Source organism: Variovorax sp. 22077, from assembly GCF_052044195.1.
GTDB lineage: Bacteria > Pseudomonadota > Gammaproteobacteria > Burkholderiales > Burkholderiaceae_C > Variovorax > Variovorax atrisoli.
The window spans coordinates 176,647-198,736 of record NZ_JBQEQC010000010.1; the positions used below are offsets into that span (position 1 = coordinate 176,647).

The 22,090-nt window shown below is 62.0% G+C and carries 27 protein-coding genes and 1 pseudogene; 18 read left to right on the top strand and 10 right to left on the bottom strand.

Features of this window, described 5'->3' with window-relative positions; genetic code table 11:
• Positions 1-9: 9 nt before the first annotated feature.
• From ACTJLF_RS16585 to ACTJLF_RS16600, 4 genes are all read right to left on the bottom strand, one after another.
• Positions 10-726, bottom strand: coding sequence for an SDR family oxidoreductase (locus tag ACTJLF_RS16585; protein WP_440883515.1), 717 nt, complete (start codon positions 724-726; stop codon positions 10-12).
• A 37-nt stretch (positions 727-763) separates the two neighbouring features.
• Positions 764-1,438, bottom strand: a complete 675-nt coding sequence (locus ACTJLF_RS16590; protein ID WP_440883516.1) for a peroxiredoxin-like family protein — start codon at positions 1,436-1,438, stop codon at positions 764-766.
• A gap of 81 nt (positions 1,439-1,519) precedes the next feature.
• Complete coding sequence (locus ACTJLF_RS16595; RefSeq protein WP_440883517.1) at positions 1,520-2,290, bottom strand: enoyl-CoA hydratase/isomerase family protein; 771 nt, start codon at positions 2,288-2,290, stop codon at positions 1,520-1,522.
• Between the two features lie 26 nt (positions 2,291-2,316).
• Entirely contained in the window at positions 2,317-2,952 is a 636-nt protein-coding gene (locus ACTJLF_RS16600) for a glutathione S-transferase family protein (RefSeq protein WP_440883518.1), read from the bottom strand.
• A gap of 116 nt (positions 2,953-3,068) precedes the next feature.
• On the opposite strand from ACTJLF_RS16600, the gene ACTJLF_RS16605 reads away from it, so the two are divergent.
• Positions 3,069-3,977 (top strand): LysR substrate-binding domain-containing protein, encoded by a 909-nt coding sequence (locus ACTJLF_RS16605; protein ID WP_440883519.1) that lies wholly within the window; start codon positions 3,069-3,071, stop codon positions 3,975-3,977.
• On the opposite strand, the gene ACTJLF_RS16610 is transcribed toward ACTJLF_RS16605, so the two are convergent.
• Positions 3,946-4,419 carry a hypothetical protein gene (locus ACTJLF_RS16610; RefSeq protein ID WP_440883559.1) on the bottom strand — a complete coding sequence of 158 codons (474 nt, stop codon included), beginning with the start codon at positions 4,417-4,419 and terminating at the stop codon, positions 3,946-3,948. The genes ACTJLF_RS16605 and ACTJLF_RS16610 overlap by 32 nt on opposite strands.
• Between ACTJLF_RS16610 and ACTJLF_RS16615 the strand changes: the two genes are divergently transcribed.
• The 6 genes and pseudogenes from ACTJLF_RS16615 (at position 4,324) to ACTJLF_RS16640 (ending at position 7,018) form a co-directional block, all read left to right on the top strand.
• Positions 4,324-4,680 carry a hypothetical protein gene (locus tag ACTJLF_RS16615; protein ID WP_440883557.1) on the top strand — a complete coding sequence of 119 codons (357 nt, stop codon included), beginning with the start codon at positions 4,324-4,326 and terminating at the stop codon, positions 4,678-4,680. The genes ACTJLF_RS16610 and ACTJLF_RS16615 overlap by 96 nt on opposite strands.
• Positions 4,667-4,846: a hypothetical protein gene (locus ACTJLF_RS16620; RefSeq protein WP_440883520.1), complete on the top strand. Its 180-nt coding sequence runs from the start codon at positions 4,667-4,669 to the stop codon at positions 4,844-4,846. Before ACTJLF_RS16615 ends, ACTJLF_RS16620 begins: the two co-directional genes overlap by 14 nt.
• Before the next feature lie 66 nt (positions 4,847-4,912).
• Positions 4,913-5,662, top strand: coding sequence for a transposase (locus ACTJLF_RS16625; protein ID WP_440883558.1), 750 nt, complete (start codon positions 4,913-4,915; stop codon positions 5,660-5,662).
• 75 nt (positions 5,663-5,737) lie between these two features.
• A pseudogene (locus ACTJLF_RS16630) lies at positions 5,738-5,944 on the top strand (ATP-binding protein); the annotation flags it as partial.
• 117 nt (positions 5,945-6,061) lie between these two features.
• Positions 6,062-6,223: a hypothetical protein gene (locus ACTJLF_RS16635; protein WP_440883521.1), complete on the top strand. Its 162-nt coding sequence runs from the start codon at positions 6,062-6,064 to the stop codon at positions 6,221-6,223.
• Positions 6,224-6,373: 150 nt separating this feature from the next.
• A complete protein-coding gene (locus tag ACTJLF_RS16640; protein ID WP_440883522.1) occupies positions 6,374-7,018 on the top strand; it encodes an HD domain-containing protein in 645 nt (214 codons plus the stop codon).
• Between the two features lie 128 nt (positions 7,019-7,146).
• Here the strand turns inward: ACTJLF_RS16640 and ACTJLF_RS16645 are convergent, their stop codons facing one another.
• The 3 genes from ACTJLF_RS16645 to ACTJLF_RS16655 all read right to left on the bottom strand — a co-directional run bounded on the left by ACTJLF_RS16645 (position 7,147) and on the right by ACTJLF_RS16655 (position 10,002).
• Positions 7,147-7,920 (bottom strand): nitroreductase, encoded by a 774-nt coding sequence (locus ACTJLF_RS16645; protein ID WP_440883523.1) that lies wholly within the window; start codon positions 7,918-7,920, stop codon positions 7,147-7,149.
• A gap of 1 nt (position 7,921) precedes the next feature.
• The gene (locus ACTJLF_RS16650) at positions 7,922-8,902 is read right to left on the bottom strand and encodes a tripartite tricarboxylate transporter substrate-binding protein (protein WP_440883524.1); all 981 of its coding nucleotides are present in this window, start codon (positions 8,900-8,902) and stop codon (positions 7,922-7,924) included.
• A gap of 119 nt (positions 8,903-9,021) precedes the next feature.
• A complete protein-coding gene (locus tag ACTJLF_RS16655; protein WP_440883525.1) occupies positions 9,022-10,002 on the bottom strand; it encodes a LysR family transcriptional regulator in 981 nt (326 codons plus the stop codon).
• A 110-nt stretch (positions 10,003-10,112) separates the two neighbouring features.
• On the opposite strand from ACTJLF_RS16655, the gene ACTJLF_RS16660 reads away from it, so the two are divergent.
• From ACTJLF_RS16660 to wrbA, 5 genes are all read left to right on the top strand, one after another.
• Complete coding sequence (locus tag ACTJLF_RS16660; RefSeq protein ID WP_126186303.1) at positions 10,113-10,661, top strand: 4-hydroxylaminobenzoate lyase; 549 nt, start codon at positions 10,113-10,115, stop codon at positions 10,659-10,661.
• Between the two features lie 3 nt (positions 10,662-10,664).
• Positions 10,665-11,375 (top strand): nitroreductase, encoded by a 711-nt coding sequence (locus tag ACTJLF_RS16665; protein ID WP_440883526.1) that lies wholly within the window; start codon positions 10,665-10,667, stop codon positions 11,373-11,375.
• A gap of 16 nt (positions 11,376-11,391) precedes the next feature.
• Positions 11,392-11,841 carry a cupin domain-containing protein gene (locus tag ACTJLF_RS16670; protein ID WP_440883527.1) on the top strand — a complete coding sequence of 150 codons (450 nt, stop codon included), beginning with the start codon at positions 11,392-11,394 and terminating at the stop codon, positions 11,839-11,841.
• Positions 11,838-12,293 carry a carboxymuconolactone decarboxylase family protein gene (locus ACTJLF_RS16675; protein ID WP_019658186.1) on the top strand — a complete coding sequence of 152 codons (456 nt, stop codon included), beginning with the start codon at positions 11,838-11,840 and terminating at the stop codon, positions 12,291-12,293. The genes ACTJLF_RS16670 and ACTJLF_RS16675 overlap by 4 nt, the downstream gene beginning before the upstream one ends.
• Positions 12,294-12,428: 135 nt before the next feature.
• Positions 12,429-13,031: an NAD(P)H:quinone oxidoreductase gene (wrbA, locus tag ACTJLF_RS16680; RefSeq protein ID WP_019658185.1), complete on the top strand. Its 603-nt coding sequence runs from the start codon at positions 12,429-12,431 to the stop codon at positions 13,029-13,031.
• A gap of 36 nt (positions 13,032-13,067) precedes the next feature.
• On the opposite strand, the gene ACTJLF_RS16685 is transcribed toward wrbA, so the two are convergent.
• A complete protein-coding gene (locus ACTJLF_RS16685) occupies positions 13,068-13,262 on the bottom strand; it encodes a hypothetical protein (RefSeq protein WP_019658184.1) in 195 nt (64 codons plus the stop codon).
• An 86-nt stretch (positions 13,263-13,348) separates the two neighbouring features.
• On the opposite strand from ACTJLF_RS16685, the gene ACTJLF_RS16690 reads away from it, so the two are divergent.
• The 3 genes from ACTJLF_RS16690 (at position 13,349) to ACTJLF_RS16700 (ending at position 15,596) form a co-directional block, all read left to right on the top strand.
• Positions 13,349-13,618 (top strand): hypothetical protein, encoded by a 270-nt coding sequence (locus tag ACTJLF_RS16690; protein ID WP_019658183.1) that lies wholly within the window; start codon positions 13,349-13,351, stop codon positions 13,616-13,618.
• Positions 13,619-13,873: 255 nt separating this feature from the next.
• Positions 13,874-15,199, top strand: a complete 1,326-nt coding sequence (locus tag ACTJLF_RS16695; protein WP_440883528.1) for an NAD(P)/FAD-dependent oxidoreductase — start codon at positions 13,874-13,876, stop codon at positions 15,197-15,199.
• A gap of 67 nt (positions 15,200-15,266) precedes the next feature.
• Positions 15,267-15,596, top strand: a complete 330-nt coding sequence (locus tag ACTJLF_RS16700; RefSeq protein WP_019658181.1) for a hypothetical protein — start codon at positions 15,267-15,269, stop codon at positions 15,594-15,596.
• Between the two features lie 22 nt (positions 15,597-15,618).
• Here ACTJLF_RS16700 and ACTJLF_RS16705 read toward each other — a convergent pair whose 3' ends face one another.
• Entirely contained in the window at positions 15,619-16,269 is a 651-nt protein-coding gene (locus ACTJLF_RS16705) for a TetR/AcrR family transcriptional regulator (protein ID WP_020723415.1), read from the bottom strand.
• A gap of 204 nt (positions 16,270-16,473) precedes the next feature.
• Here ACTJLF_RS16705 and ACTJLF_RS16710 point away from each other — a divergent pair, with 204 nt between their 5' ends.
• The 3 genes from ACTJLF_RS16710 to ACTJLF_RS16720 all read left to right on the top strand — a co-directional run bounded on the left by ACTJLF_RS16710 (position 16,474) and on the right by ACTJLF_RS16720 (position 21,504).
• The gene (locus tag ACTJLF_RS16710; RefSeq protein WP_019658179.1) at positions 16,474-17,808 is read left to right on the top strand and encodes an MFS transporter; all 1,335 of its coding nucleotides are present in this window, start codon (positions 16,474-16,476) and stop codon (positions 17,806-17,808) included.
• A 56-nt stretch (positions 17,809-17,864) separates the two neighbouring features.
• Entirely contained in the window at positions 17,865-18,899 is a 1,035-nt protein-coding gene (locus ACTJLF_RS16715) for a dipeptidase (RefSeq protein WP_244164416.1), read from the top strand.
• Between the two features lie 331 nt (positions 18,900-19,230).
• On the top strand, positions 19,231-21,504 hold the full coding sequence (locus ACTJLF_RS16720) for a DUF6351 family protein (RefSeq protein ID WP_440883529.1): 2,274 nt from the start codon (positions 19,231-19,233) through the stop codon (positions 21,502-21,504).
• The last annotated feature ends 586 nt before the right edge of the window (positions 21,505-22,090 follow it).

A 22,090-nucleotide genomic window follows, 5' to 3' on the forward strand; every position in this document is an offset into this window, starting at 1 on the left:
CGCGTTCGATCAAAACGCCGCGCGTCCGAGAGATGCACCACCATCGACATGCAGGGTCTGACCGGTCATGAATGCAGCTTCGTCCGACAGCAGGAAAGCGATGGTTGCGGCAATCTCGTCCGGCTTGCCGAAGCGCCTCATCGGAACCCCTGACAGATAGCGCTGCTCACCCTGGCTGCCCGGTGGATTGTTGGCACGGAACAGTTCGGTTTCGGTCGGGCCGGGTGCGACGGCATTGACCGTGATTCCGGTATCGGCCAACTCCAGTCCCCAGCTGCGCGTGAAACTCACCAATGCGGCCTTCGCCGCTGCATAGGCCGTGCGTTGCGGCATACCAAGGATGGTCAGGCTGGAGATGTTGACGATGCGGCCCCAGCCAGCTGCCTTCATGCCGGGCAATGCTGCTTGGGCAGCCATCAGCGAAGGATGCAGGTTGACGCGCATGACCTCATCGAGTGCCGGCAGCGACACGTCGGCGAGCAAAGCAGGACGGACGAGGCCGACATTGTTGACCACACCGTCCAGGGGGAAGCGATGTGCGACGCTGTCCAGCGCAGCATGCGTTGCATCGTCATCACCCAGGTCAACCGGAATGAAAGTGCCAGGAAAATCTTCCGGCGCGGTACGCGCCAGACCGACCACCTGATGGCCCGCGGCGGCGAGCCGCCTTGAAAGAGCAAGGCCGATGCCCTTGCTGGCGCCTGTGATGAGAAAAGTTCGGGACATGCTTGCTCCTTCTGCGTTCGCCATAGGCGAACGCTGTTCAGTTGGTTCCGGCAGCAGCCTTGCGGATGGCCGGCAGCATCTCAGACGGGTCGGGGCGATGCGTGTAGTCGGGATTGACCTCGGCGTAGACGATGGTGCCGTCCTGCGCGATCACGTAGCGCGCCGGCATCGGCAGCGTCCAGCTCGGATCTCCGTTGAACGCGGGGAGGTCGTTCTTCAATGACTTGTAGAGTTCGACCAAGTAGTCCTGCAGCTCGAAGCGCAGACCGAATGCCGCCGCCACATCGTTTTGCACGTCCGACAGGATCGGAAACTCCAGTTCGTTCTGGCGCGCCGATTTGCGACTGTTGGCAGCCAGCTGGGGCGAGATGGCCACCACGTTGGCACCGGCGCCCCGGATCTCCGGCAGCGCGGCTTGCAGTGCCTGCAACTCCATATTGCAGTAGGGACACCAGACGCCGCGGTAGAACGTCACCACCAACGGGCCTTGACGCAGAAGGTCGGCGGAGGACACCGGCTTGCCGTTCGCGTCGTTGAGCGTGAAGGCCGGGGCCTTGTCGCCGGCTTTCAAGGCCTTCTGCGCAGCGCCGGAGGCGATCAATTCGGCGGTGGCGCGGCGCATGGTTTCGATGACTGACGGCGGCACGTTGTAAGGCGGCTTTCCGGCTTGGAAGTCGGCCTTGAAAGCATCGAGCTTTTCTTGCAATGACATGGGGAGGTTCTCCAGAAAAAAAGACCGGAGGGATCAAGGAGGAACAAGCAGTCCGCAGCACGGACCTGCCTGCCATGAACATCAGGCGGGCCGATTCATCGAGCGCGCCACTTCGGCGGCGCTGATGCCTTCGAGCGCCAAACCGTAGCCCGCGCCTTCTTCGACGATCCGACGCAGCTTCTGCGTCAGCGCGATGCGGGTGTACCGACCGGTGAGCGGCGGCAACTTCGCCAACTCGTCGGCGATCTCATGGGCGCGCGCCAGCAGGCAGTCGGCGGACACGACTTCGTTGACGGCCCCCCATTCCTTGGCGGTGTGCGCATCGAGCTGCTGGCGGGTCAGAATGAAATAGCGGCCGCGCACGCTGCCGATGACTTCGGGCCACAGCAGGTTGACGCCATCGCCGGGCACGATGCCGAAGTCGAAATGCGGCTTGTCCTGGAATACCGTTTCCGGCGTGGCCAGCACAATGTCGGCCAGCAGCGCGTATTCGGAGTGCAGCAGCACCGGGCCGTTGAGCGCGGCGATCAGTGGCACCTCGATGTCGAGGATATTCATCAACACCTTCTTGCCTTCGCGGTAGATCTTGTCGTAACCACGGGGGGTGAAGAAGTCGAAGCCTTCCGGGCTGATCGCATCCATGAAGGCATCGCCAGTGCCGGTGAGGATCACCACACGATTGTCGGGATCGCTTCCGACGTCATGGAACAGATCGACGAACTGCTCGTGCGTGTGGCCGTTGAAGACCAGCTTGCCGCCGTCGGTATGCAAGGTGATTTCGAGCACGCCTTCAGGCGAGCGAGTCAGGCGAGCGTTGGGGTACGCGTTTTGGTAGTCGTTGAAGCGGGACATGATGGTTCCTTCGAGTTGGGGGTGTTTCAGGCCGCGGCCATCGCGTCCACGCGCGCGATGGCGCGTTGCACGGCCGGTCGTTGTTCGACGCTGGCGAACCAGCGGGAGAGGTTCGGGTAGGCATCCAGCGCGATACCTGCGAAGGCACGCCGCCAGAACCAGCCGAAATTCGCGATATCGGCGATGCTGTATTCGTCGCCGGCAACGAAGGTGCGCTCGGTAAGCAGCCCATCGAGCAACGCCGTCACGCGTTCGGCTTCGGCAGTAAAGCGCTGTTGCGCCAGCGGTTGCGGCTCGGCAGCCAGCTTGGTGAAGAAGCCTGCGTTGCCGAAGCTCGGGCTGACAGCCGAGGCGTGGAAGAAAAGCTGCTCGAACACGCGGGCGCGTTCTGGGCCGGAGGCGGGCAACAACCCCTCATGGCGCTCGGCGAGGTACACCAGGATGGCGGCCGATTCGCTCAATACCAGCCGTTCGCCGGTCGTCGGGTGGGTGTCGACGAGCACGGGCACCTTCGCGTTCGGATTCAGCGCGCGAAAGCTCTCCAGCTTCTGCGCGCCCTGCGTCACGTTGACGGGATGCAGCGTGTAGCCCAAGCCCAGTTCTTCCAATGCGATAGGCACCTTGACGCTGTTGGGTGTCGCATACGCGTAAATCTCGATCATGTTGGTCCTTCTGAAGTGGGCGTCTTGCCTGGAAGACGTTGATCGAGATTTTGGATATCCACTGGTTGGAATGGCAGATATGATCTGGCGATAATCTCTATTCCTGAAAGGAATAAATGGATCGTTTTCTGGTGATGAACACGTTTGTGCGGGTCGTCGAGGCCAGTTCCTTCTCCCGTGCTGCCCGGGTGCTGGAAGTCGGGCAACCGGCTGTATCGAAGACCGTCGCACAGCTGGAACAACGGCTGGGCGTCAAGCTGCTCCTACGCTCAACCCACGGACTGGCGCCCACTGAAGCGGGTCTGCGCTTCTACGAGAGAGCACTCGTCGCCCTTCAAGAGGCGGACGAAGCCGAACTGGCCGCACGCGGCGCGGGTACGGGCCTTTCCGGCCGCCTGCGCGTCTCTGCGGCCCCAACGTTTGCGCGCTTGCACGTCATCCCGCATCTGCCGCGATTCCTCGCAGAGCATCCTGGCCTCGAGGTGGACGTGGTGCTGGACGACCGCACGATCGACCTCATTGCCGAAGGCATCGACGTCTCGTTGAGGATGGGGACATTGGCCGATACGGGCGTCGTGGCGCGCAAGCTGGCCTCTTCGCCGCGCTCTGTCCTCGCGACCAAGGAATACCTGGCGCGTGCCGGCGTGCCGCTCGTACCCGCAGACCTGGCCGATCACGAAACGATCGTGTTCAGCCAGAGCAATGTGTGGAACTTCAGCCGCGACGGTACGGAGGTGTCGGTGCTGGTGCGTGGCAGGGCGCGTTTCAGCGCCGCCGAAGGCATCCGCGCCGCCGTGCTTGCTGACATGGGGCTGGCCATAGCCTCGGACTGGATGTTCTCGCCCGAGCTAGCCGATGGCAGGGTACGTCGTCTGCTTGAGAACTGGTCGCTTCCCGATATCGACCTGTGGGCGGTCTTCCCGACCGGGCGCCTGGCCACGGCCAAGGCGCGCGCGTTTGCCAGATTCGTTGAAGACGTGATGCGACCTGGGCTCACTCCTGAACACCCAAGTCCAGTCCTTTAGGCGATGCTTCTACGCGCTGGAGTTGCAGCCACTTCTTGATCGGCCGCTTCTTGTCTCTTTCGGAAATCGCCTTCGGGCCGAGGCTGTGTGAAAACGCTTCTTCAAACGCCGATCCAAAAATAAAATGAGGCGCCCGTTCCCAGCGAGGTGGCCCGTGAAGCGATTCATCGAAGGCGCAGACCGACATCAGGGCATGTTGTTGCCGGAATGCCTGGATGACTATATCGGCGAAGACAACCCGGTGCGCATCGTCGATGCATTCGTCAACGAACTGAATCTGGGTGTTCTCGGCTTCGAAGGCGCCGATCCTGCAATAACTGGTCGCCCTGGATACCATCCGTCGGTTCTGCTCAAGCTCTACACCTACGGCTATCTGAACCGCATTCAACCGAGCCGGCGCTTGGAGCGCGAAGCGCAGCGCAACGGAGCTGATGTGGCTCACCGGCCGGCTCGCGCCGGACTTCAAGACCATCGCCGACTTCCGCCGCGACAACGGCAAGGGCAGCCGCAACGCATGCCGCAGCTTCATTGTGCTGTGCCGGCATATGAAGCTCTTCTCGCAAGCCGTCGTGGCCATCGACGGCAGCAAGTTCAAGGCCGTCAACAGCCTCGACCGCAATTTCTCACCGGGCAAGATCGATGCACGCAAAGAGTAGATCGAGCAGTGCATCCAGCTTTACCTCGATGCATTGGAGGCTGCTGATCGCATCCAGTCCGCCGACTTCGAAGCCAAGACGGATCGCCTGCAGGAGAAGCTAGCCAAGCTGCGCGAACAGATGCGGCAGCTCGACGAGACAAAGGAACAACTCAAGAGCGAGCCAGGGCAGCAGCGCTCATTGACGGATCCAGATGCGCGCTCGATGCTCTAGTCCGGTAAGAGCCCAGGCATCGTTGGCTACAACGTCCAGACAGCGGTCGACGGCAAGCACCACCTCATCGTCGCTCACGAGGTCACGAACATCGGCAATGACCGAACGCAGCTAACCAAGAGGGCAGTGGCCGCACGCGAGGCAATGGGCAAGACCAAGCTGCAGGCCTTTGCCGACCGCGGCTACTTCAACAGCCTGGAGATCAACGCTTGTGAGGATGCGGGAATCAGTGCCTTTGTTCCCAAGCCGATGACTTCCAACGCGAAGGCTACATCGCGAAAGACGATGAATACCCCTGCCCCGCCGGTCAGCGAGCCATCTTCCGGTTCAGCAGGTTGGAGGACAACCTGGAATTGCGTCTCTACTGGCCCAGTGCCTGTCCAAACTGTGCCCCTGAGAGATCAGTGCACCACCTCATCTGTTCGACGCATCCGGCGCTGGGAGCACGAAGCAGTGATCGACCGAATGCAGCAGTGCTTGGACCGCAAGCCCAATGCGATGACATTGAGACGATCAACCATCGAGCATGTGTTCGGAACACTGAAGCACTGGATGGGCTCAACGCACTTCATGATGAAGACGATGGCACGTGTTGGGACGGAGATGAGTCTGCATGTGCTTGCGTACAACCTCAAGCGGGCGATGAGCGTGTTGGGGATTGCGAAAATGATGAAGGGGATGCGGCTGGCGGGGCGTAAGTCTCTTCAGACTCTGGTTCACGCTTCGATAAGGCGCCTTGAGACCTTCATAGTCGGTCTCGGACGCATATCGGCACCGAAGAAGTCCGCTGATCTCAGCACGTCTTCGTTCACATGACGGCGTCGTGCGTTTCTACACAGCCTCGGCCGCATCCCGTCACGTAAGCAGCGTCGCGTTTGGGTCATAGCCTTCCTGATCACCACCAACCTGAGCTTCATCGAGTGGGCCAGCGTCTTCGGCGACGCGAAGATGACGACGGCGCTGCTGGACCGGCTCACGCATCACTGCCATATTCTGGAGACCGGAAACGACGGCTTCCGCTTCGAGCACAGCTCGGCTCAACTCGTTCAGGCAGTCCAACCAAAGAAGGAGAAACTCAGAAACTTATCCAGACCGTGAGCCGGCTGGCTCGCAAATAGGGTGGGTCAATATCGATGGAATCGGGGGTCAGGGTCGCATGGAAATCAACATCGTGGGCCAAATGGACAGGGTGAACTCGGCGAGACGGAAGTAGGCGTGTTCGATGCGCTCACAGACGTCAATTTCAACGACGTGTACGTCCTGATGCAGCAGCTGCTTCCGCAGATTGCGGGCGTAGGGGCGATCGTGCGCGTGTCCTCAACGATACCGGGGTACGGTCCGCATGCGGAGGTGAAATCGGCCGTGCCGATGACTTGAGCCGCCTGCAACCTGTTCTTGCACAGAGTTCAGTTCCATCCCGTGCCTTGGCCGCGGATGATGACGCCATCGCGGTGCCGGGCGACCACTTCGGTGAGTTGCAACGGCAACGACGTCCACTGCGACCGTTACCCTCCGTCGAGGAAAGTCATGACTCCGAGAGAAGTTTCCGGAATACGCATCCCAGACAGTCAGCTCGCTCGCGAGCTGACAGAGTTCGTTCGCGACACCGAGAGCGACCTGCTCTACAACCATTCCTTGCGCTGCTACTGCTGGGGCTGCCTGGCGGGCCGCCGCAAAGCGCTGAAGTACGACGCCGAACTGCTCTACGCCGCCTCGATGTTCCACGACATCGGCCTGACGGCCAAGTACGAGAACAGTGAGCTTCGCTTCGAAGTGGACGGCGCGAATGCGGCGGGTGATTTCCTCCGCAGCCATGGCATTTCCGAGGCGGACATCGAAACGGTCTGGAACGCCGTGGCCTTGCACAGCACCCCCGGCATCCCGCAGTTCATGCAAGCGGAGATCGCCCTGGTCCAAACAGGTGCGGGCATGGACGTTGCCGGGCGGGGATACGATGAGTTCACGGACGCGGAACGCCAGGCAGTGCTCGCGGCCTTTCCCCGCGAGGACGACTTCAAGAGCAGGATCATCGATGCCTTCTACCAAGGCATGAAGCACCGCCCCGCCAGCACCACCGGCACCTTCAATGACGACTTCCTCGCGCACAAGGACCCGCGCTTCCAGCGGGTAGACATGTGCGCAGTCATCTACGCGTCGAAGTGGCAGGGATGATGCGGCTGAAGGCTCAGGAGCGTCCCAATCGCGGTGAGAAGAAGGCGCGCAACGACGCGGGCCGCCGCTGGCGACAGACGTTGGCGACGCGAACGTGGAGGCCTTGCGCCGCGCCTTCAGCCGGCGGCTCAGCGCAAGTCCGCGCAAGAACCGGCAGCAGTTCGTGGAGTGAGTCCGGTCGCCGCGAGGGCAGGCGCGGCAGGCTCGAAGCCGACGAACTGCGCGAACTCGCGCGCACCCTGGCGCGGCATGCGGACCTGGTTCACCGCCGCCGCCGTTTCGGCCAAGCCCATGGACATGCCGCAAGCGGTCAGGTGGTCCGGGGACATGCCCAGGTAGGGAGCGATCACGGGATGGAAGCGTGCGAACGAGACCTGCGGGCACGTGGCGATGCCGCGTGCTCCGGCAGCGATCATCACGTTCTGCAGGAACAGACCCAGGTCGAGCCAGCTGTGAGCCGTCAGGCGTCGGTCAATGCTGAAGAGCAGGCCGACCGGCGCACCGAAGAAGTGGAAGTTCTTCTCGGTCTGTGCGGCGCGCGCGGCGGCGTCCTGCCGGTCGATTCCGAGACAGCTGTAATAGCGCGTCGCGAAGTCGGCCTGTCGCTCGCTGAATTCCTGCGGCAGCGAATCCGGAAAATGGGGCGACGGGGGCAGACTTCCTTCTCTGAAGCTCGCGACCAGCGCGTCGCCCAGTTCGCGCAGAGCGGCGCCCGCCAGCACGTGCACGCGCCATGGCTGCGTATTCGAATTGCTGGGCGCCGTCGCGGCGGCATCGAGGATCTCGAGCACCGTCTCTGCCGCGATCGGGTCCGGTCGGTATGCGCGCGTGGACCGGCGTGACTGCAGCACCCGGTCGATACAGCGCGCAATCTCCGCCTGCGTGCAGTTCACCGTGTCCATGTCAGTCCTCGGAGCGGAAACCGGAAGCCTGCACGATGGGACGCCAGAACTCCCGCTGGGACGCCAGCTGCTTCGCATACTCGCCGGGCGAAAGCGTCAGCGTTTCCAGGCCGATCTGCTCCAATGCCGAGCGCAGCGCCGGATCCTTGGTCGCGGCAACGATGGATGCGTGCACCGCCTGCACGGTCGACTCGGAGGTCCCCGGTGGCGCGAAGATCCCATAGTTCTCCACGCCGACGACCTTTGGGTATCCCTGCTCGATGAAGGTGGGTACCTTTGGCAGGAAGGCGGAGCGCTTCTCGCCGGAGACACCCAGGATCCTGATCTTGCCCTGTTGCAGGTAAGGCAGGAAGTCGGCAACGAACCCGAAGTACGCGGGGATCTGCCCGCCGATCAGGTCCTGAATCGCCGGAGCGGAACCGCGATAGCCCACGTGTTGCAGCTTCAGGCCCGCAGTGTCGGAGAGCTGGTATCCAAGAAAATGCGCGAAGGAGCCGGCAGCGGGCGACGCAAAGGTGGCAGCGCTCGGCGTGCGACGCACCCATTCGACATACGTCTGCAGGTCGTGAACGCTGGCCGGCGAAGCGTTGCTCACGGCAAACGCACAGGTCGCCGTGACCACTGGCGACACCGGCACCAAGTCTGCCGCTGGATCGTAGGCGAGCTTTGCATAGACGTGTGGGTAGATCGTGAGCGCGGATGCGTGCGTGCACAGCAGCACACTGCCGTCGGCTCGCTCGCGCTTCAACTGTCCATTGGCAATACGGCCGGCGGCCCCCGCCCGGTTGTCAACGATGTACTGGCGCCCCTGCCTGCGCCAGCCCTCCGTCAGGTGACGTGCTGTCGTATCGAGGGTTCCCCCCGGGGGATAGCCGACGAGCAGCTTGCCCACGCCCGTCTGGGACAACGCCGGCAGAAGCCAGCCCGCGGCCGGCACGGCCAGTGTCATGCGCACAAAAGCGCGCCGATTGATTGCGTCCATTCCGCGTCTCGCTTCACTCAATGATTGGTATGACCGAATCATGGTCGGACGGCGCGAGCGCTGGAACTGAAGACTTTGCAAGGGCAAATTGCATACCGTGCAACTTGCCTTTTGCGATGCTAGTCGAGCGCCTCCTCGGCAAGACGTGCTGTTGCCGCCACCACGTCGCGCAGCCACACATGGCCTTCGTCGTGATCGTCGCGGCGGTGCCAGACCGCGCGGATCGTCGACGTTCCTGCCTGATAAGGGGGTTGCCGTCGCAGCAGGTCGCTGCTCTTGGCCAGCGCTATGGCGAGCGAGGCGGGCACAATGGACAGCATGTCGGTCTCGCGCAGCAGGGCGGGAATCGCCAGCGAGTGCGGCACTGTCACGCGCGCGCGCGGGGCCTCCTGCACCGCAAGCAGCGCCTCCTCCAACGCGTGGCGGTCGAACATCTCGGATTGCCGCGCTAGGCCGCGCTCCAGAATGAAGCCGCCCACCGCGCCTTCTTCCTCGCCTCCGACGGAAAGCGTCACGAGAGGAAATTTCGCCATGTCCCGCAGCGTGAGCTTGCGACGCGAAGCGGGATGCCCCTTGCGCATCAGGATCGCTTCACCCTGCGACATGAGCGTGCGGGAGTTCAACCGGCCAGGCACCTGCGAGAAGATGCCGACGGCCATGTCGATGCGGCCCAGGTCGATCTGCTCGGCGAGGTCGAGCCGAGTGAAAGGACGGATGACGAGGTCCACGCCCGGCGCCGAGCGCTGCAGCTCGCGCGAGAGCGGCGCCACGATGACTGCGGTGAGGTGGTCATTCGCGGCGATGACGAATCGCCGCGTGGACTGCTGCGCAGAGAAGGGCTCGACGCCCAATGTGGCCTCGATCCGCCGCAGGGAGTCGCGCAGGGCAGGGGCCATGGCTGCGGCACGGCCGGTGGGGATCATGCCTTTTCCTGTGCGCATGAAGAGCTCGTCCCCCACCAGTTCACGAAGCCTGGCGAGCGCGTGACTCACCGCCGACTGCGACAGGTGCAGCCGCTTGCCCGCGAGGACCAGGTTGCGTTCCTCGTACACCGCATCGAAGACCTTGAGCAGGTTGAGGTCGGTCCGGCCAATGCTCATGTTCGTCCTCCAGCCAATGAACGCCGTGCATTATGGGCTTGCAGAGAGATCAGTTTCGTTTCCAGAGAGGGTCGCCCATCATCGGAACCAGCCAATCAGGAACTCACCCCATGATCAACGAAACACTCATCCAGGACCGCGAGGCCTTGATCGACCGCTGCATTCCCTTCCTCGAAGAAGTCAAGCACATGACGGCGAGTACCGAAGTCGAGCGCTGGCTGAACCAGAAGTACGGCCCCGACAGCGAGCTCTACCAGACGCTCGCGCGCCTGGTGCAGAAGGGTATTGAAGACGGCTGGGCGGCGAACGTGGAGATCGACGGCCCGCACTACCGTCGCAGCCGCATCGCCGAACCTTCGGACAGGACCCTGCACTTCAGCATCACCGCGGTGTACATGGACAGCACTGGGAACGAGCAGGGCCATCCCGATCGCCGGTTCCGCGGCCAATACCATGGCCACCCCTACGGCGAATTCAACATGGTTGTGCCCGTCACGCCCGGTGCAGCCCTGAACGGTCCGAACGGCTGGTGCTTCGGCGGGTGGACCGCGCCCTCGCCCGGCAGCCAGCACTATCCCGAAGCCAAGGAGGGTGCCGTCATCGCGCTTTTCTTCCTGCCCTCGGGACGGATTTCCTATCACGCCGCGCCGCAGGACTAAGCCATGACCACGAACACACGTGAATGGGCCCAGGAGGCCGTCGCGCAATGTGTGGCGAGTGTCGTGCGTTCCCGCCGCGCCGTGCGTGCCTTCAAGCAGAAGCCGCTCGATCGCAAGCTGGTGGGCGAGATCCTGGCGGATGCGGCCACCGCACCGAGCGGCGCCAATGTCCAACCTTGGCGGGTGTATGTCGTGACCGGATCGGCCAAGGAGCATTTGGCTGCGGCGCTGGTCGCGGCGTCGCGATCCGGGACGGCTCCCGCGCCCGCGCACTTCCCCGAGCCGCTGCCCGAGGTGTTTCGCGCCAGGCTGCAGGACTTCGGCGCACGGTACTACGCATCCCTGGGTATTGAACGCAGCGACGCGGAAGCACGCGCCCGCCAGTCCGAGCGGAACTTCTCGTTCTTCGGCGCACCGGTCGGCCTTCTTTTCAGCATCGACCGCCGCCTGAAGCCGCACAGCTGGATTGATCTCGGCCTCTTCGCGCAAAACCTGATGATCTCTGCCAAAGCGCGGGGCATCGACACCTGCCCGCAGGTGTCCTTCGCCCCATTCCATGACGTGATTGCCTCGCATCTTGGCATGGCACCAGAGGAAGTGACGGCTTTCGGCATGTCCATGGGCTACGGCGATCCAGATGCACCCGTCAACCAGACGGCCATGCCGCGCGAGCGCGTGCAGGATTTCGCTCGCATGGTCGGCTTTCCCGAATGAACCCAGGAGCACTCACTTGAAGAACACACTGCTCGCCTGCGTCGCGGCGGCCACGATCGGCGCAGTCGCGTCCGCTTCCGCTTCCGCACCGGCCCATGAAACGACCGAGAAGGTCACCCCCGCGTTCCGGCAAGCCATCCCCAACATTCCCGGGAAGTCGCTCATCTCGGTCGTGGTGGACTACGCGCCGGGCGCCGCGTCGCGTCCGCACCTGCATGCGAAGTCCGCATTCATCTACGCGTACGTCGTTTCTGGCGCAATCGAATCTCGGATCGACGACGGCCCGGTGCAGGTCCTGCATGCGGGGGAAAGCTTTTATGAGCCCCCGGGCGCAAGACATGTCGTCAGCCGCAACGCGAGCAAGAGCGAGCCTGCCAAGCTGCTCGCCGTCTTCGTGCTGGACACCGGGGACACCCCCCTCACGACTCCCACCACCTCAACCGAATCTTCAGAGAGCAAACCATGACCATGCGTCTCGACTACAACCAACTCGCTCCCGCTGGCGCCAAGGCGCTGGGCACCCTCTATGGTTACGTATCGCAGAGCGGCCTCTCGCCGGCACTCGTGGACCTCGTCTACCTGCGCGTGTCCCAGATCAACAACTGCGCGTTCTGCCTGGACATGCACACGCGCGACTTGCTGAAGAAGGGCTTGCCGATCGAGAAACTCGCGCTGCTGCAGGCATGGCGGGAGGCCGGCGATCTCTTCGACCCGCGGGAGCGGGCCGCACTCGCCTGGGCAGAGTCGGTGACGCGCGTCGCCGACACCGGCGTGCCGGATGAAGACTACGAAGCCGCGCGCGACGTCTTCGCCGAGAAGGAATTGGTGGACCTCACCCTGGCAATCGGTCTGATGAACACCTACAACCGCATGGCGATCAGCTTCCGCAACACGCCCCAGGCCGCGCTGAAGAAGTAGAGCTTCGGGCTCGCGCCGCGCCAATTCACCCGCATTTCTTTGTCGCACCGTTGCCGATCCGGCCACGTTGCCGCCGGGTTGCGGCCAATGCTTTGGCGGCCTTTCCCAACGAATCACCGAATATCTGAAATCAAGATGGCAAAAGTCCTCGTCCTTTACCACAGCTTCTACGGCCACATCGAGGCCATGGCGGCAGCCGTCGCCCGCGGCGCGCGTAGCGTTCCCGACGCCGTCGTGGACTTGAAGCGGGTGCCCGAAACGATGTCCCCGGAGGTGTTCCGCGGAGCGGGTGGCAAGGCCGACCAGACCGCTGCGCTCGCTGAGCCGGAAGAACTCGCCAACTACGACGCGATCGTCTTCGGCGCTCCCACCCGCTTCGGCAACGTCAGCGCACAGATGCGCACCTTCATCGACCAGACGGGACCGCTCTGGATGAAGGGTGCACTCGTTGGAAAGGTGGGATCCGTGTTCACCTCCTCGGCAACCCAGCACGGCGGCCAGGAGAGCACCATCCTCACGTTCCTCCCGACCCTGCTGCACCATGGCATGGTCGTGGTCGGCCTGCCTTATGCCGAGAGGCGCCAGATGGGCATCGATGAGATCAAAGGCGGCAGCCCGTACGGAGCGGCAACTCTCGTCGGTGGCCGGGGCGAGCGCCTGCCTGGCGAGCAGGAGCTGGGCATGGCGGAGTTCCAGGGCCGCCACGTCGCGACCATCGCGACGAAGCTCCACGGCTGAGGCACGCGGCGATATCGCGCGCTGGTCGGTGTATTCCTAGAGACCCGTACCAGTCCAGTCATGCGGCCGCCAGGCTGCGCGGACTTCGTGAAAAAGTTCCTGCGCGTTGCGCGCGCAGCGCTCCAGTTGCTCGTCGTGTCCGACCACAAGGGGCGCGCCGCCGTCCCCTTCACACGCCTCGTAGCGCGGCGCGACGTCGACGAAGAAGATGCCGTTCTCCTTCAGAACCACGCCTGGCGCGGAATGCAGGTGAGATCGTCTCCACCATCTCGCTCCCAAGCTTGGCTCAACTTGAGCGCGAACTTCGATCTCCACTGGTGTGCTACCTCCAAGGGGGAGCTTTTCGAATCGGACGGGGCAGCATATCGCCCGATTTCACCGAGGGATCGCCGATCCAGGATCGCGACATCGCAACGCAATACCTTGGGAATCTCCTCGGCGTTATCGGCATCGAGGACGCCACTGTGGTGGCAGGCGGACGGGCGAAGGCCGTCGACCTGGATGAGCAGACGATGGATGGATTCTTCGCCGCGCTGCAGCCGCGGATCGACCGCGCTGCGCAAGTTGAAATCACTCGCCAATCCTGAGCCTGGCTTGGCGGCAGGCCCTGGCACGCGTTCTGGGCGCCGCTGATGTGGTGATCGCTTGTGAGCGCGCGACTCGGCAGTACTGGCGTCGGATTCGGCTATGCAGCAACGCCATGCGCCAGTAAAAGCTGCGATTGCATGCTCGTAGCTATTAGATATACATTACATGCTTATTGCAATGTAACCTCCGGTCGACGCACACCCACGGTCTTAGGGTACCGGGGCCGCATTGCGGGGCCTACTCAGGAATTCGGCATGTCGATTCGCATTGGGCGCTTGCCCGCAGAAGATCAAAGCAATGGATGGAGCGCATTGCTGCCGCCGCGAAGGGCGAGCGCCGCGGTACAGGGCGAGCTGGACTTTGACTGGTTGGTGGTCGGGGCAGGGTATGCGGGCGTCGCTGCAGCCCGGCAACTTGCTCGGCTCCAGCCCAACGCATCTATCGCGCTTGTCGAAGCCGGCGTGGTCGGGGAAAACGCTTCCGGCCGGAACTCTGGCTTTGCGATCGATCTTCCGCATGCACCAGGGACGTCGGAACATGGGACAGAGCAAGGCCGCCGCGCGATCCGCGTGGGACGCTTTGCCCTCGACGAACTGGATCGCCTGGTCAAGGCGCACGGCATCGATTGCGGCTGGGAGAAGCGTGGGCGATACCACGTTGCGGTGACGGATGAGGTTGCAAAGCACTCCCTTGCGACGTATGAGGCCAATCTCAGGGCTTGGCAAGAGCCGTACCGATGGGTCGATCGAAACGAGTTGCGAGAAGCGCTGGGCACCGCCTACTACGGCGCGGCCATTCACACCCCGGGCACCTACCTCGTCAATCCTGCGAGTCTTGTCCGCGGGCTTGCCGACAGCCTTCCTCCCCAGGTCAGGCTCTTCGAAAACTCACCAGTGATCGAGGCAGACATCTGCGGCCGGACGCCCGGCGTGCGGACCCCGTCCGGCCGGATTCGCGCGAGCGCCCTCATCCTCACGGTCAACGCCTTCTCGCAGTCCTTCGGCGTCTATAGGGCGCGTCAGATTCCGATATTGCTGTTCGCGAGCTTGACGCCCGCGTTGACCGATACACAACTCGGCCAACTCGGCAGCGAGTCGACCTGGGGCGTGACGCCGGCGCATGGCATGACCGGATCGACGATGAGACTGACGCGAGAGGGTCGGCTGATGATTCGCCAGGGATTCGAGTACTCGCCTTCATTGCGCACCACTGACGCCCGTCGCGCGAAGGCCCGAGAGACCCATCTGGCGCTCCTGCGTCGGCGATTTCCTCAGCTCGGCCCGATCGAGCTGGAGCACTCGTGGGCTGGCTGGCTTGCCGTGTCGCACAACCACGCGCCCGCATTCGGTCGCGTAGGACCGCGTTCGTTTGCCGCCTCGTGCTGCAACGGGTCCGGCATTGTGCGGCACACCGCGGCGGGTATGTTCATCGCGGACCTCGCCGTTGGCCAGGATCATTCTCTGATGGCGGATTTTCTCTCTCAAGGAACGGCCGGCTACATCCCTCCGCGCCCGCTGCGCGACATCGGCGTCAGCTTGGCCCTTTCCTATGGCGCGTGGACCGGGCGAGGCGAACGATGACGTCATCGCTATCGTCGACGTGTCAGGGGCTGCACGATTCCTCACTTTTCTCACACGGAGCACCTGAATGACTTCTCTTCGCCTCATCCCGGGACACACCATCACCTGCGAGGCGCGCGGGGGCGCATCCGATGGCGTGGCCGAAATCTCTTGGGCGGTTGCGGACAGCGAAAGCGCTGCGCTTCCCTGCGGCTTTGGTCGCTGGCACGAGGCAACCTGTGAGCCGAAGACGCTCGCCTATGACGAAATCATCCTGGTGCTGGAGGGCGTCTTCGGCGTCGAGACCGGCGACGGAGAACGCGTCGAAGGTCGCCCCGGCGATGTGATCGAAATCGGCAGGGGGACCACGGTCAGATACTTCGGGCGCCAAGCCCGGCTCTTCTTCGTGACGAATTAGGACTGGGCGCGCGCCGGGAAGGCTACGACTTGCCCGTCTTCGGCGGCCTCTCCTGGCCTGCGGCAACGATCATCCCGGCAAGGCATTCGAGTTGGGGGGCGATGGATTTTTCCGGCACCGGAAACAACTTGAACACTGCGATCCCGCGAAGCGTGGAGAACACCATTTCGGCGAACCCTTCGGGGTCGCGATGGTTCGCGGAGATCTCAGGGAAGAGCGCCAGGAAATGCGCGAACGATACCGGGTCCTCCGCCTGTCGTTTCGCATCGATGCGCTTGAAAAGCGAGGGAATGGACTTACAGCCGAAGAACACTCCCCAGGCAGCCACATAAGAGTCTGCTCCGTAGATGTGCTGCCATGCGCGTTCCACGAACTCTGCGGCGCGCTCATTGAGCGGGATCGCTGAATCCGGCCACACAGGCCCCTTGTCAGAGAGTGGTGCCATCACCTCTTCCACAACCTGCTCTAGCAGCGCCTGCCGCGTTCCGAACTGATGCTGCAACGCACCGAGCGTGACTTTCGCGCCGGACGCAATGTTCTGCAGGTTGGCTTTCTGAAAGCCTTGCCGCCGAATCAGCGATATCGCTGAATTCAGGATGCGGCGCCGGGTCGTTTCGCTGCGCTCCGCCTGGGTTCTGACGACGCGCCGGGATTTGTTTGGGGAAGTGGCCATCTTCCGCGCATTGTATTCACAGCGTCGCGGGGGCACGTAAACCCTATACATGTTGCGTTAAATGCTTATTGTTTTATGCAAGATTGAAACGTACCATGCAGCCTCTGCAAGTCGACCATCAAGCGCCGAGCCTGCCCACAGCGACAGTTCGACTGTTCGGGGGAAAAGCGCGTGGTCCCCATCTCAGGAATGCGATCTGCTGTCATGAAATCTGTGGATATAGAAGACATTGCCCCGCTGCAAGTGCGAGTGCAGGGATCGGAAGAGTCCGCTCAAGCGACCCACAAGAAAAGGGCGCTCATCGCCGCCATCATCGGCAACGCGCTGGAGTGGTACGACTTCATCGTCTACGGGTTTCTGGCGGTTTTCATTGCCAAGCAGTTCTTCCCAGCCGGCGATGACGCAGCAGCACTCCTTTCGACCTTCGCGACATTCGCCCTCTCCTTCGTCGTGAGGCCTCTCGGTGGTGTGTTGATCGGTCTGTATGCCGACCGCTTTGGGCGACGTCCTGCGCTGAGCTTCATCATGGCGTCGATGACCGTGTCGATGCTCATCATGGTCTTCGTCCCTTCCTACGCTTCCATCGGGGTGACGGCCACCGTGTTGATGGTCATCGCGCGCATACTCCAGGCGCTCTCTGCGGGCGGCGAGTTCGCCAGCGCCGCGACCTACCTTCTGGAGTCCGTTCCGGCAAAGAAACGAGGCCTCTACAGTGGCCTCTACAGCAGCGGCCCGTTGCTTGCAACCGTCATGGCAGCGCTTGTCGGACTGCTCATGACGCAGGTGATGTCACCGGAATCCAGAGACAGCTGGGGATGGCGCGTTCCCTTCGCATTTGGCCTGCTGATTGCACCGGTCGGCTACTACATCAGGAGATACCTGCCGGAATCAGAAGTGTTCGAAAGAAACGCTGGCGACCGGGGAACCATGGAGATGCTTCGAGTCGTTCTCAGAGAGCACCGCCGTGCACTCATGGTCGCGCTGTCTCTGGCGGCGATCGGCACGTCGGTTCAATACGTTCTTCTTGTGTATGCGCCCACCTACGCCGTGCGCGAACTCAGGCTGCCGGCCGATGTTCCGTTTCTGGCCCTGTTGGTCTGTGGCGCCATCGGGACGGTCCTCACACCGCTGCTGGGAATGGTTGCTGACAGGCTGGGCGCGAAAAGGCAGTTGTACATCAGCCTTGCCGTACTGATCGTGATGATCGTACCGCTCTATATCTGGATGACCTCCGGGCCAACGACGGCGAAGTTCATCATCTGCTCGGCTATCTTCACCACTGTGACGTCGGCCTCCAATGCGGTCTATCCAAAGTTAATGGCCTATCTCTTTCCGCCTGAACTTCGCTCCACAGGCATGGCGATCTCATACAACTTGAGCGCAACCATCTTTGGGGGGTTCTCCTTGTATGCGATCACCGTCATGCTGAATGCGTTCCGAACCCCTCTCGTGCCTGCCTTCTACGTGGTTGCTGTGACGGCCGTGTTCTGGATCTTTCTGGTTGTGCTGCATCGACCCGGCTCGGACTTCAAGGTCTGAGGATCAGCGTGGGCAGGACACCGATGCCCCATCCCTTCACCTCCCAAAGAAAAATCATGCCCAATTCATCCAGCGCAATGAAACCTGCTGCTTCGGACCAAGCGCGAGAACTGTATTCCCGCCTGCTCGTGTGCGACATGACGTCACCCTTCTGCGCTCCCGCGGACCAGCGGCTCAAGGACGCATTCGTTTCACGGCTCATTGACGAGGGCTTTACCTTCGTGTCCTTCACGCTGGTGGCCGACAACAGCGACACGATCGGTGCGATCCAGGCCATCGCGGCGTACCGGAAGTTCTTCCTTGACCAAAGCGATCTCTGCTTGCTCGTCAACACGGTGGACGACATCCATCGGGCCAGGAACGAGCGCAAGCTTGCCGTGGGCTTTCACTTTCAAGGATCTGTTCCGGTCGGTCGGGACCTTTCGATGGTGGAAGTCTTCTACAAGCTCGGGATCCGCCACATGCTGCTGGCTTACAACCAGAAGAACTTCGTGGCGGATGGATGCCACGAACTGGGTGAGGGTGGGCTCAGCCGATTCGGGCGAACGTTGATCACTGAGATGAACCGAGTCGGGATGCTGGTGGACGTTGCCCATGCCGGCTATCGCTCGTGCATGGAGGCCATTGAGTACTCCGATCGCCCGGTGATCTGCAGCCACGGCAACATATGGAACATCCACCAACATCCGCGTTGCTACCGAGACGATCAGATCAAGGCTGTGGCAGCCAGCGGCGGCGTGTTCGGGCTGACGGGCCTTTCGATCTTCACCGGAGACGATGACGCGTCGCCTTCGAAGTTCGCCGAACAGATCGACTACATCGCTCAGTTGGTCGGGCCTGAACATGTCGGTCTGGGACTTGACTACATCGTCGATTTGCCTGCGATCACAGCCGACGCTGCGGCCCACGCAGACAAGCTGCCGCCAGAGGGCGGCTACACGCGCAGCGATATGAAGCAGGTGGAGTTGGACGCCATGCCGGAAGTGGTGGATGCGCTCTTGAGCAAGGGCTATTCCGACTCGGATATTGGTCTGGTCATGGGCGAAAACTGGCTGCGTGTGATGAAGCAGGTCTGGAAGGCGCCGATGTAGGGTTCATTGGCGGAAAAGGGAAACGCCCGGATGCGCCACATACAGCGGCTGCGCGGAGCGCGAAAAGCAGTCCCTGTGCGCGATCGCAATGAAGTACTGGAATGGACCCGGCTCCATCCAAAGCGACTCCGGGGCAGATCCCGCAAACGGTAAGAGTCATACGGTCCGCCGGTGTCCAGGCGCCCAGAGGCTGTTGAGCCTTCTTGGGATGGGTGCTTTCCCGACTCCGGATCTTTCCACCGATCAACGATTCCGCCACGAGTCGTCGCGTCGAAAGACAGGCGCGATGGTCGTTGCTTTCTCATTTCACACCTTGTTCAGGAGAAAAAAGATGAGCTCTCGGTCGTCAAAGAAACCGTCTTCGCATTCCCTGTTCCTCAAGTTCAGAACTCTCCAGAAGATCCAGTGCCCGTCGCCTTGCCGCAAGGTCTGGATGTTGCTGGCCTTCGTCGCTGTCGTGGGCGGATGTGGTGGTTCTGGTTCAACGCCAGGCTACGCGCTGCCCGTTGCTTCAGAGCCGTCCTCCCCAGAAGGCCGAGCGCCTCAAGTCGAGCTTCTGTCGTCGCGCCGGGATACGGTCAGCGGAGGCGATGTCATCATTGCGGTGAGCAATGATCCGGCTTCTGCATCCGCTTCGGCGACGGATCTGAAAGTCAGCCTCAATGGCGTTGATGTCAGCTCGTCGCTGGAGCATGACCCGGCAGGCAACCGCCTCGTCGGTCGTATTGCAGGCCTTCATTTGGGGGAGAACACGATTTCTGCGCGGGGCAAGTCTGGACCTGCAACGTCGCTGACGGTCAAGAACCATTCCTCATCCGGCCCCATCATCTCAGGTCCCCACCAAGTCCCTTGGATTTGCGAAACCGAGAGCTCCGGGCTCGGCGCAGCATCGGATGCAAGCTGTACCGTTTCGAGTCGATTGGACTGGTACTACGTCACCACCTCCAACGCCTTCAAACCGCTGACCAGCGTGGGTGCTCCGTATCCCGCAGATCTTGCTACGACAGAGACCATCGATGGAAACAAGGTGAACTTCATAGTGCGGGTCGAATCGGGCACGATCGATCAATCGATATACCGAATCGCCATCCTCGATGACCCCGCCCATCCGATCTCAAATCCGTGGACGAAAGACGGCAAAAGGCCCGGTGCGGGCTGGAATGGAAAACTCAATCTCGTGTATGGCGGAGGATGCTCCCCTGGTTATCGATCCGGTTCGAACACCTTGCCGGACGCTCTCGCCATGCTGCCTCTTAGCGTGGATAACGCCATAGACCCGCTAGGTCTTGGCTTCGCCGTTGCATTCGCTTCGCGCATGGCGATGGACAACGGTTGTGATCCCGTGATGGCCGCGGAAAATTCGATGATGCTCAAAGAGCACTTCATCAAGTCATACGGAATGCCAAGATTCACCGTCGGGACAGGGCCCTCCGGCGGCGCGATGATTCAGCACTTCATCGCCCAAAACTATCCTGGTGTACTTGACGCGATCACGCCCGGCCTGTCTTTTCCCGATACGCCGTCGGTCATACTCGACGTTGTCGACTGCGCTCTGCTTAATCGATATTTCGATGAGATGGGATCGGACGCCTGGCCTGTGTCATTGCAGGCCAAGGTGGCCGGCTATCCGGTGAGTGGCACATCGACCACTTGCCGCAGCTGGGATGCTGCGGGTCACGCTTTTGTGACGCCCACGCAAGGCTTCTCGCCGGTCGTACCGCCGACGGCAATCTACGATCCACTTACCAACCCTACCGGCGTGCGCGGCGGATACGTGGACGGATTGGTCAACGTCTTCGGGGTGGATGCAGCCACAGGCTTTGCCCGCTCAATCTATGACAACGTCGGCGTGCAATACGGGTTTCAGGCGCTGAACAGCGGGGCCATTACCGTCGAACAGTTCCTCGATCTCAACAGGCGAGTCGGCGGGTTCGATGTGAATGGAGCCTATACAAGCGTTCGGGCGACCGCGAACATTCGAGGGGTGGAGAACGCCTACAAGTCAGGACTCGTGAACGCGGGCGAGGGCATCGTTTTGCCTGTCATCGATACGCGCCTCTATACCGAGGGCCTGAATACGCACACGAGGGTTCGCACCTTTGCAACTCGTTCCAGGCTGCAGGCCGCACACGGAACCGATGCCAATCACGTGAGTTGGTTGTCCGCGAGCACGGGAGGGTATCAGGGGGTGGTCAATCTCACGAAGATGGCGCTCGTGGCTCAGAACGAATGGCTTGAAAGAATCGCCTCAGATACGTCGACAGACGATTTTGCGAGAAAGGTCATCAGAAACAAGCCTTCTTCGCTTGTCGATACCTGCTGGGATGTGAGCGGAGTTGCCCATGCAGAGCCCGCGACCCTGGATCCCGGTGGTGTCTGCAATACCCTCTTTCCGATCTATTCGACGCCTCGGATTGCGGCGGGCGAGAGCGTTGCGCAAGACGTCATGAAATGCGTGCTCAAGTCACCCGAGGTTTCTGACTACGGGGTGGTCTTTTCATCGGTGCAGTGGGCCGAACTCCAGACCATTTTTCCGAAGGGTGTGTGCGACTGGACAAAGCCGAGCGTGGGAAGAGTTGCTGCTGTCCCATGGCAGCGGTATTGAAGCGGTCCGCGGAGGCTGCAACTACCGGCGTGTCAGGCGAAGACAAGATGGTCTGAGTTCCTGAGAACGTACAGCTTTTCACTAATTCGGGAACAGTTCGTGACTTCATTTGGGTGTGCGCAAGACGGAAGAACGTTGATAATTGCTAAGAACTTTCGTAGCCCACCTGGGCGCTCGCCTGGGCGGCGGTGACCTGGTGCTGACCATGAGCAGCCTTGCCGGATGCAGGCGGGTCGTCTTCCGCTACTGGATCGGCGACGTCGAGGTGATGTCCTTGAAGTGCGCGTGGAACGAGGTGGGACCATGCCCGCCTCATCGGAGAAGCACCTGAGACGCAGTGCCAGGAGATCCGGCGGCAGTTGCGCGACGCCTTCTATTGCGACAACTGAATGCAAGGGCATGGTGCTCGCGCAGACCTGCGTGGTAGTGCTGCAGATGCTGCAAGGTTTGCGCGGGGGCTTGAGCCGTCTCGCGCTCAGTCTGTGAACCCTAGGCCATCGGGACGCCGTGGGCCGCGGTGATCGCGAGCCATCGCAAGTTGCCCGCCTGACGTTTCTCTTTCGCAGGCCGGTCCAGCATGCCCGCT

Excerpts from the sequence above, each read along its gene's own strand:
- ACTJLF_RS16640 (WP_440883522.1), top strand. The coding sequence starts at position 6,374 with ATGACTCCGAGAGAAGTTTCCGGAATACGCATCCCAGACAGTCAGCTC.
- ACTJLF_RS16715 (WP_244164416.1), top strand. The coding sequence starts at position 17,865 with ATGCCCAATTCATCCAGCGCAATGAAACCTGCTGCTTCGGACCAAGCG.
- ACTJLF_RS16700 (WP_019658181.1), top strand. The coding sequence starts at position 15,267 with ATGACTTCTCTTCGCCTCATCCCGGGACACACCATCACCTGCGAGGCG.
- ACTJLF_RS16655 (WP_440883525.1), bottom strand. The coding sequence starts at position 10,002 with ATGAGCATTGGCCGGACCGACCTCAACCTGCTCAAGGTCTTCGATGCG.
- ACTJLF_RS16645 (WP_440883523.1), bottom strand. The coding sequence starts at position 7,920 with ATGGACACGGTGAACTGCACGCAGGCGGAGATTGCGCGCTGTATCGAC.
- ACTJLF_RS16710 (WP_019658179.1), top strand. The coding sequence starts at position 16,474 with ATGAAATCTGTGGATATAGAAGACATTGCCCCGCTGCAAGTGCGAGTG.
- ACTJLF_RS16695 (WP_440883528.1), top strand. The coding sequence starts at position 13,874 with ATGTCGATTCGCATTGGGCGCTTGCCCGCAGAAGATCAAAGCAATGGA.
- wrbA (WP_019658185.1), top strand. The coding sequence starts at position 12,429 with ATGGCAAAAGTCCTCGTCCTTTACCACAGCTTCTACGGCCACATCGAG.
- ACTJLF_RS16600 (WP_440883518.1), bottom strand. The coding sequence starts at position 2,952 with ATGATCGAGATTTACGCGTATGCGACACCCAACAGCGTCAAGGTGCCT.
- ACTJLF_RS16585 (WP_440883515.1), bottom strand. The coding sequence starts at position 726 with ATGTCCCGAACTTTTCTCATCACAGGCGCCAGCAAGGGCATCGGCCTT.
- ACTJLF_RS16665 (WP_440883526.1), top strand. The coding sequence starts at position 10,665 with ATGACCACGAACACACGTGAATGGGCCCAGGAGGCCGTCGCGCAATGT.
- ACTJLF_RS16595 (WP_440883517.1), bottom strand. The coding sequence starts at position 2,290 with ATGTCCCGCTTCAACGACTACCAAAACGCGTACCCCAACGCTCGCCTG.
- ACTJLF_RS16605 (WP_440883519.1), top strand. The coding sequence starts at position 3,069 with ATGGATCGTTTTCTGGTGATGAACACGTTTGTGCGGGTCGTCGAGGCC.
- ACTJLF_RS16720 (WP_440883529.1), top strand. The coding sequence starts at position 19,231 with ATGAGCTCTCGGTCGTCAAAGAAACCGTCTTCGCATTCCCTGTTCCTC.
- ACTJLF_RS16705 (WP_020723415.1), bottom strand. The coding sequence starts at position 16,269 with ATGGCCACTTCCCCAAACAAATCCCGGCGCGTCGTCAGAACCCAGGCG.
- ACTJLF_RS16675 (WP_019658186.1), top strand. The coding sequence starts at position 11,838 with ATGACCATGCGTCTCGACTACAACCAACTCGCTCCCGCTGGCGCCAAG.
- ACTJLF_RS16590 (WP_440883516.1), bottom strand. The coding sequence starts at position 1,438 with ATGTCATTGCAAGAAAAGCTCGATGCTTTCAAGGCCGACTTCCAAGCC.
- ACTJLF_RS16660 (WP_126186303.1), top strand. The coding sequence starts at position 10,113 with ATGATCAACGAAACACTCATCCAGGACCGCGAGGCCTTGATCGACCGC.
- ACTJLF_RS16650 (WP_440883524.1), bottom strand. The coding sequence starts at position 8,902 with ATGGACGCAATCAATCGGCGCGCTTTTGTGCGCATGACACTGGCCGTG.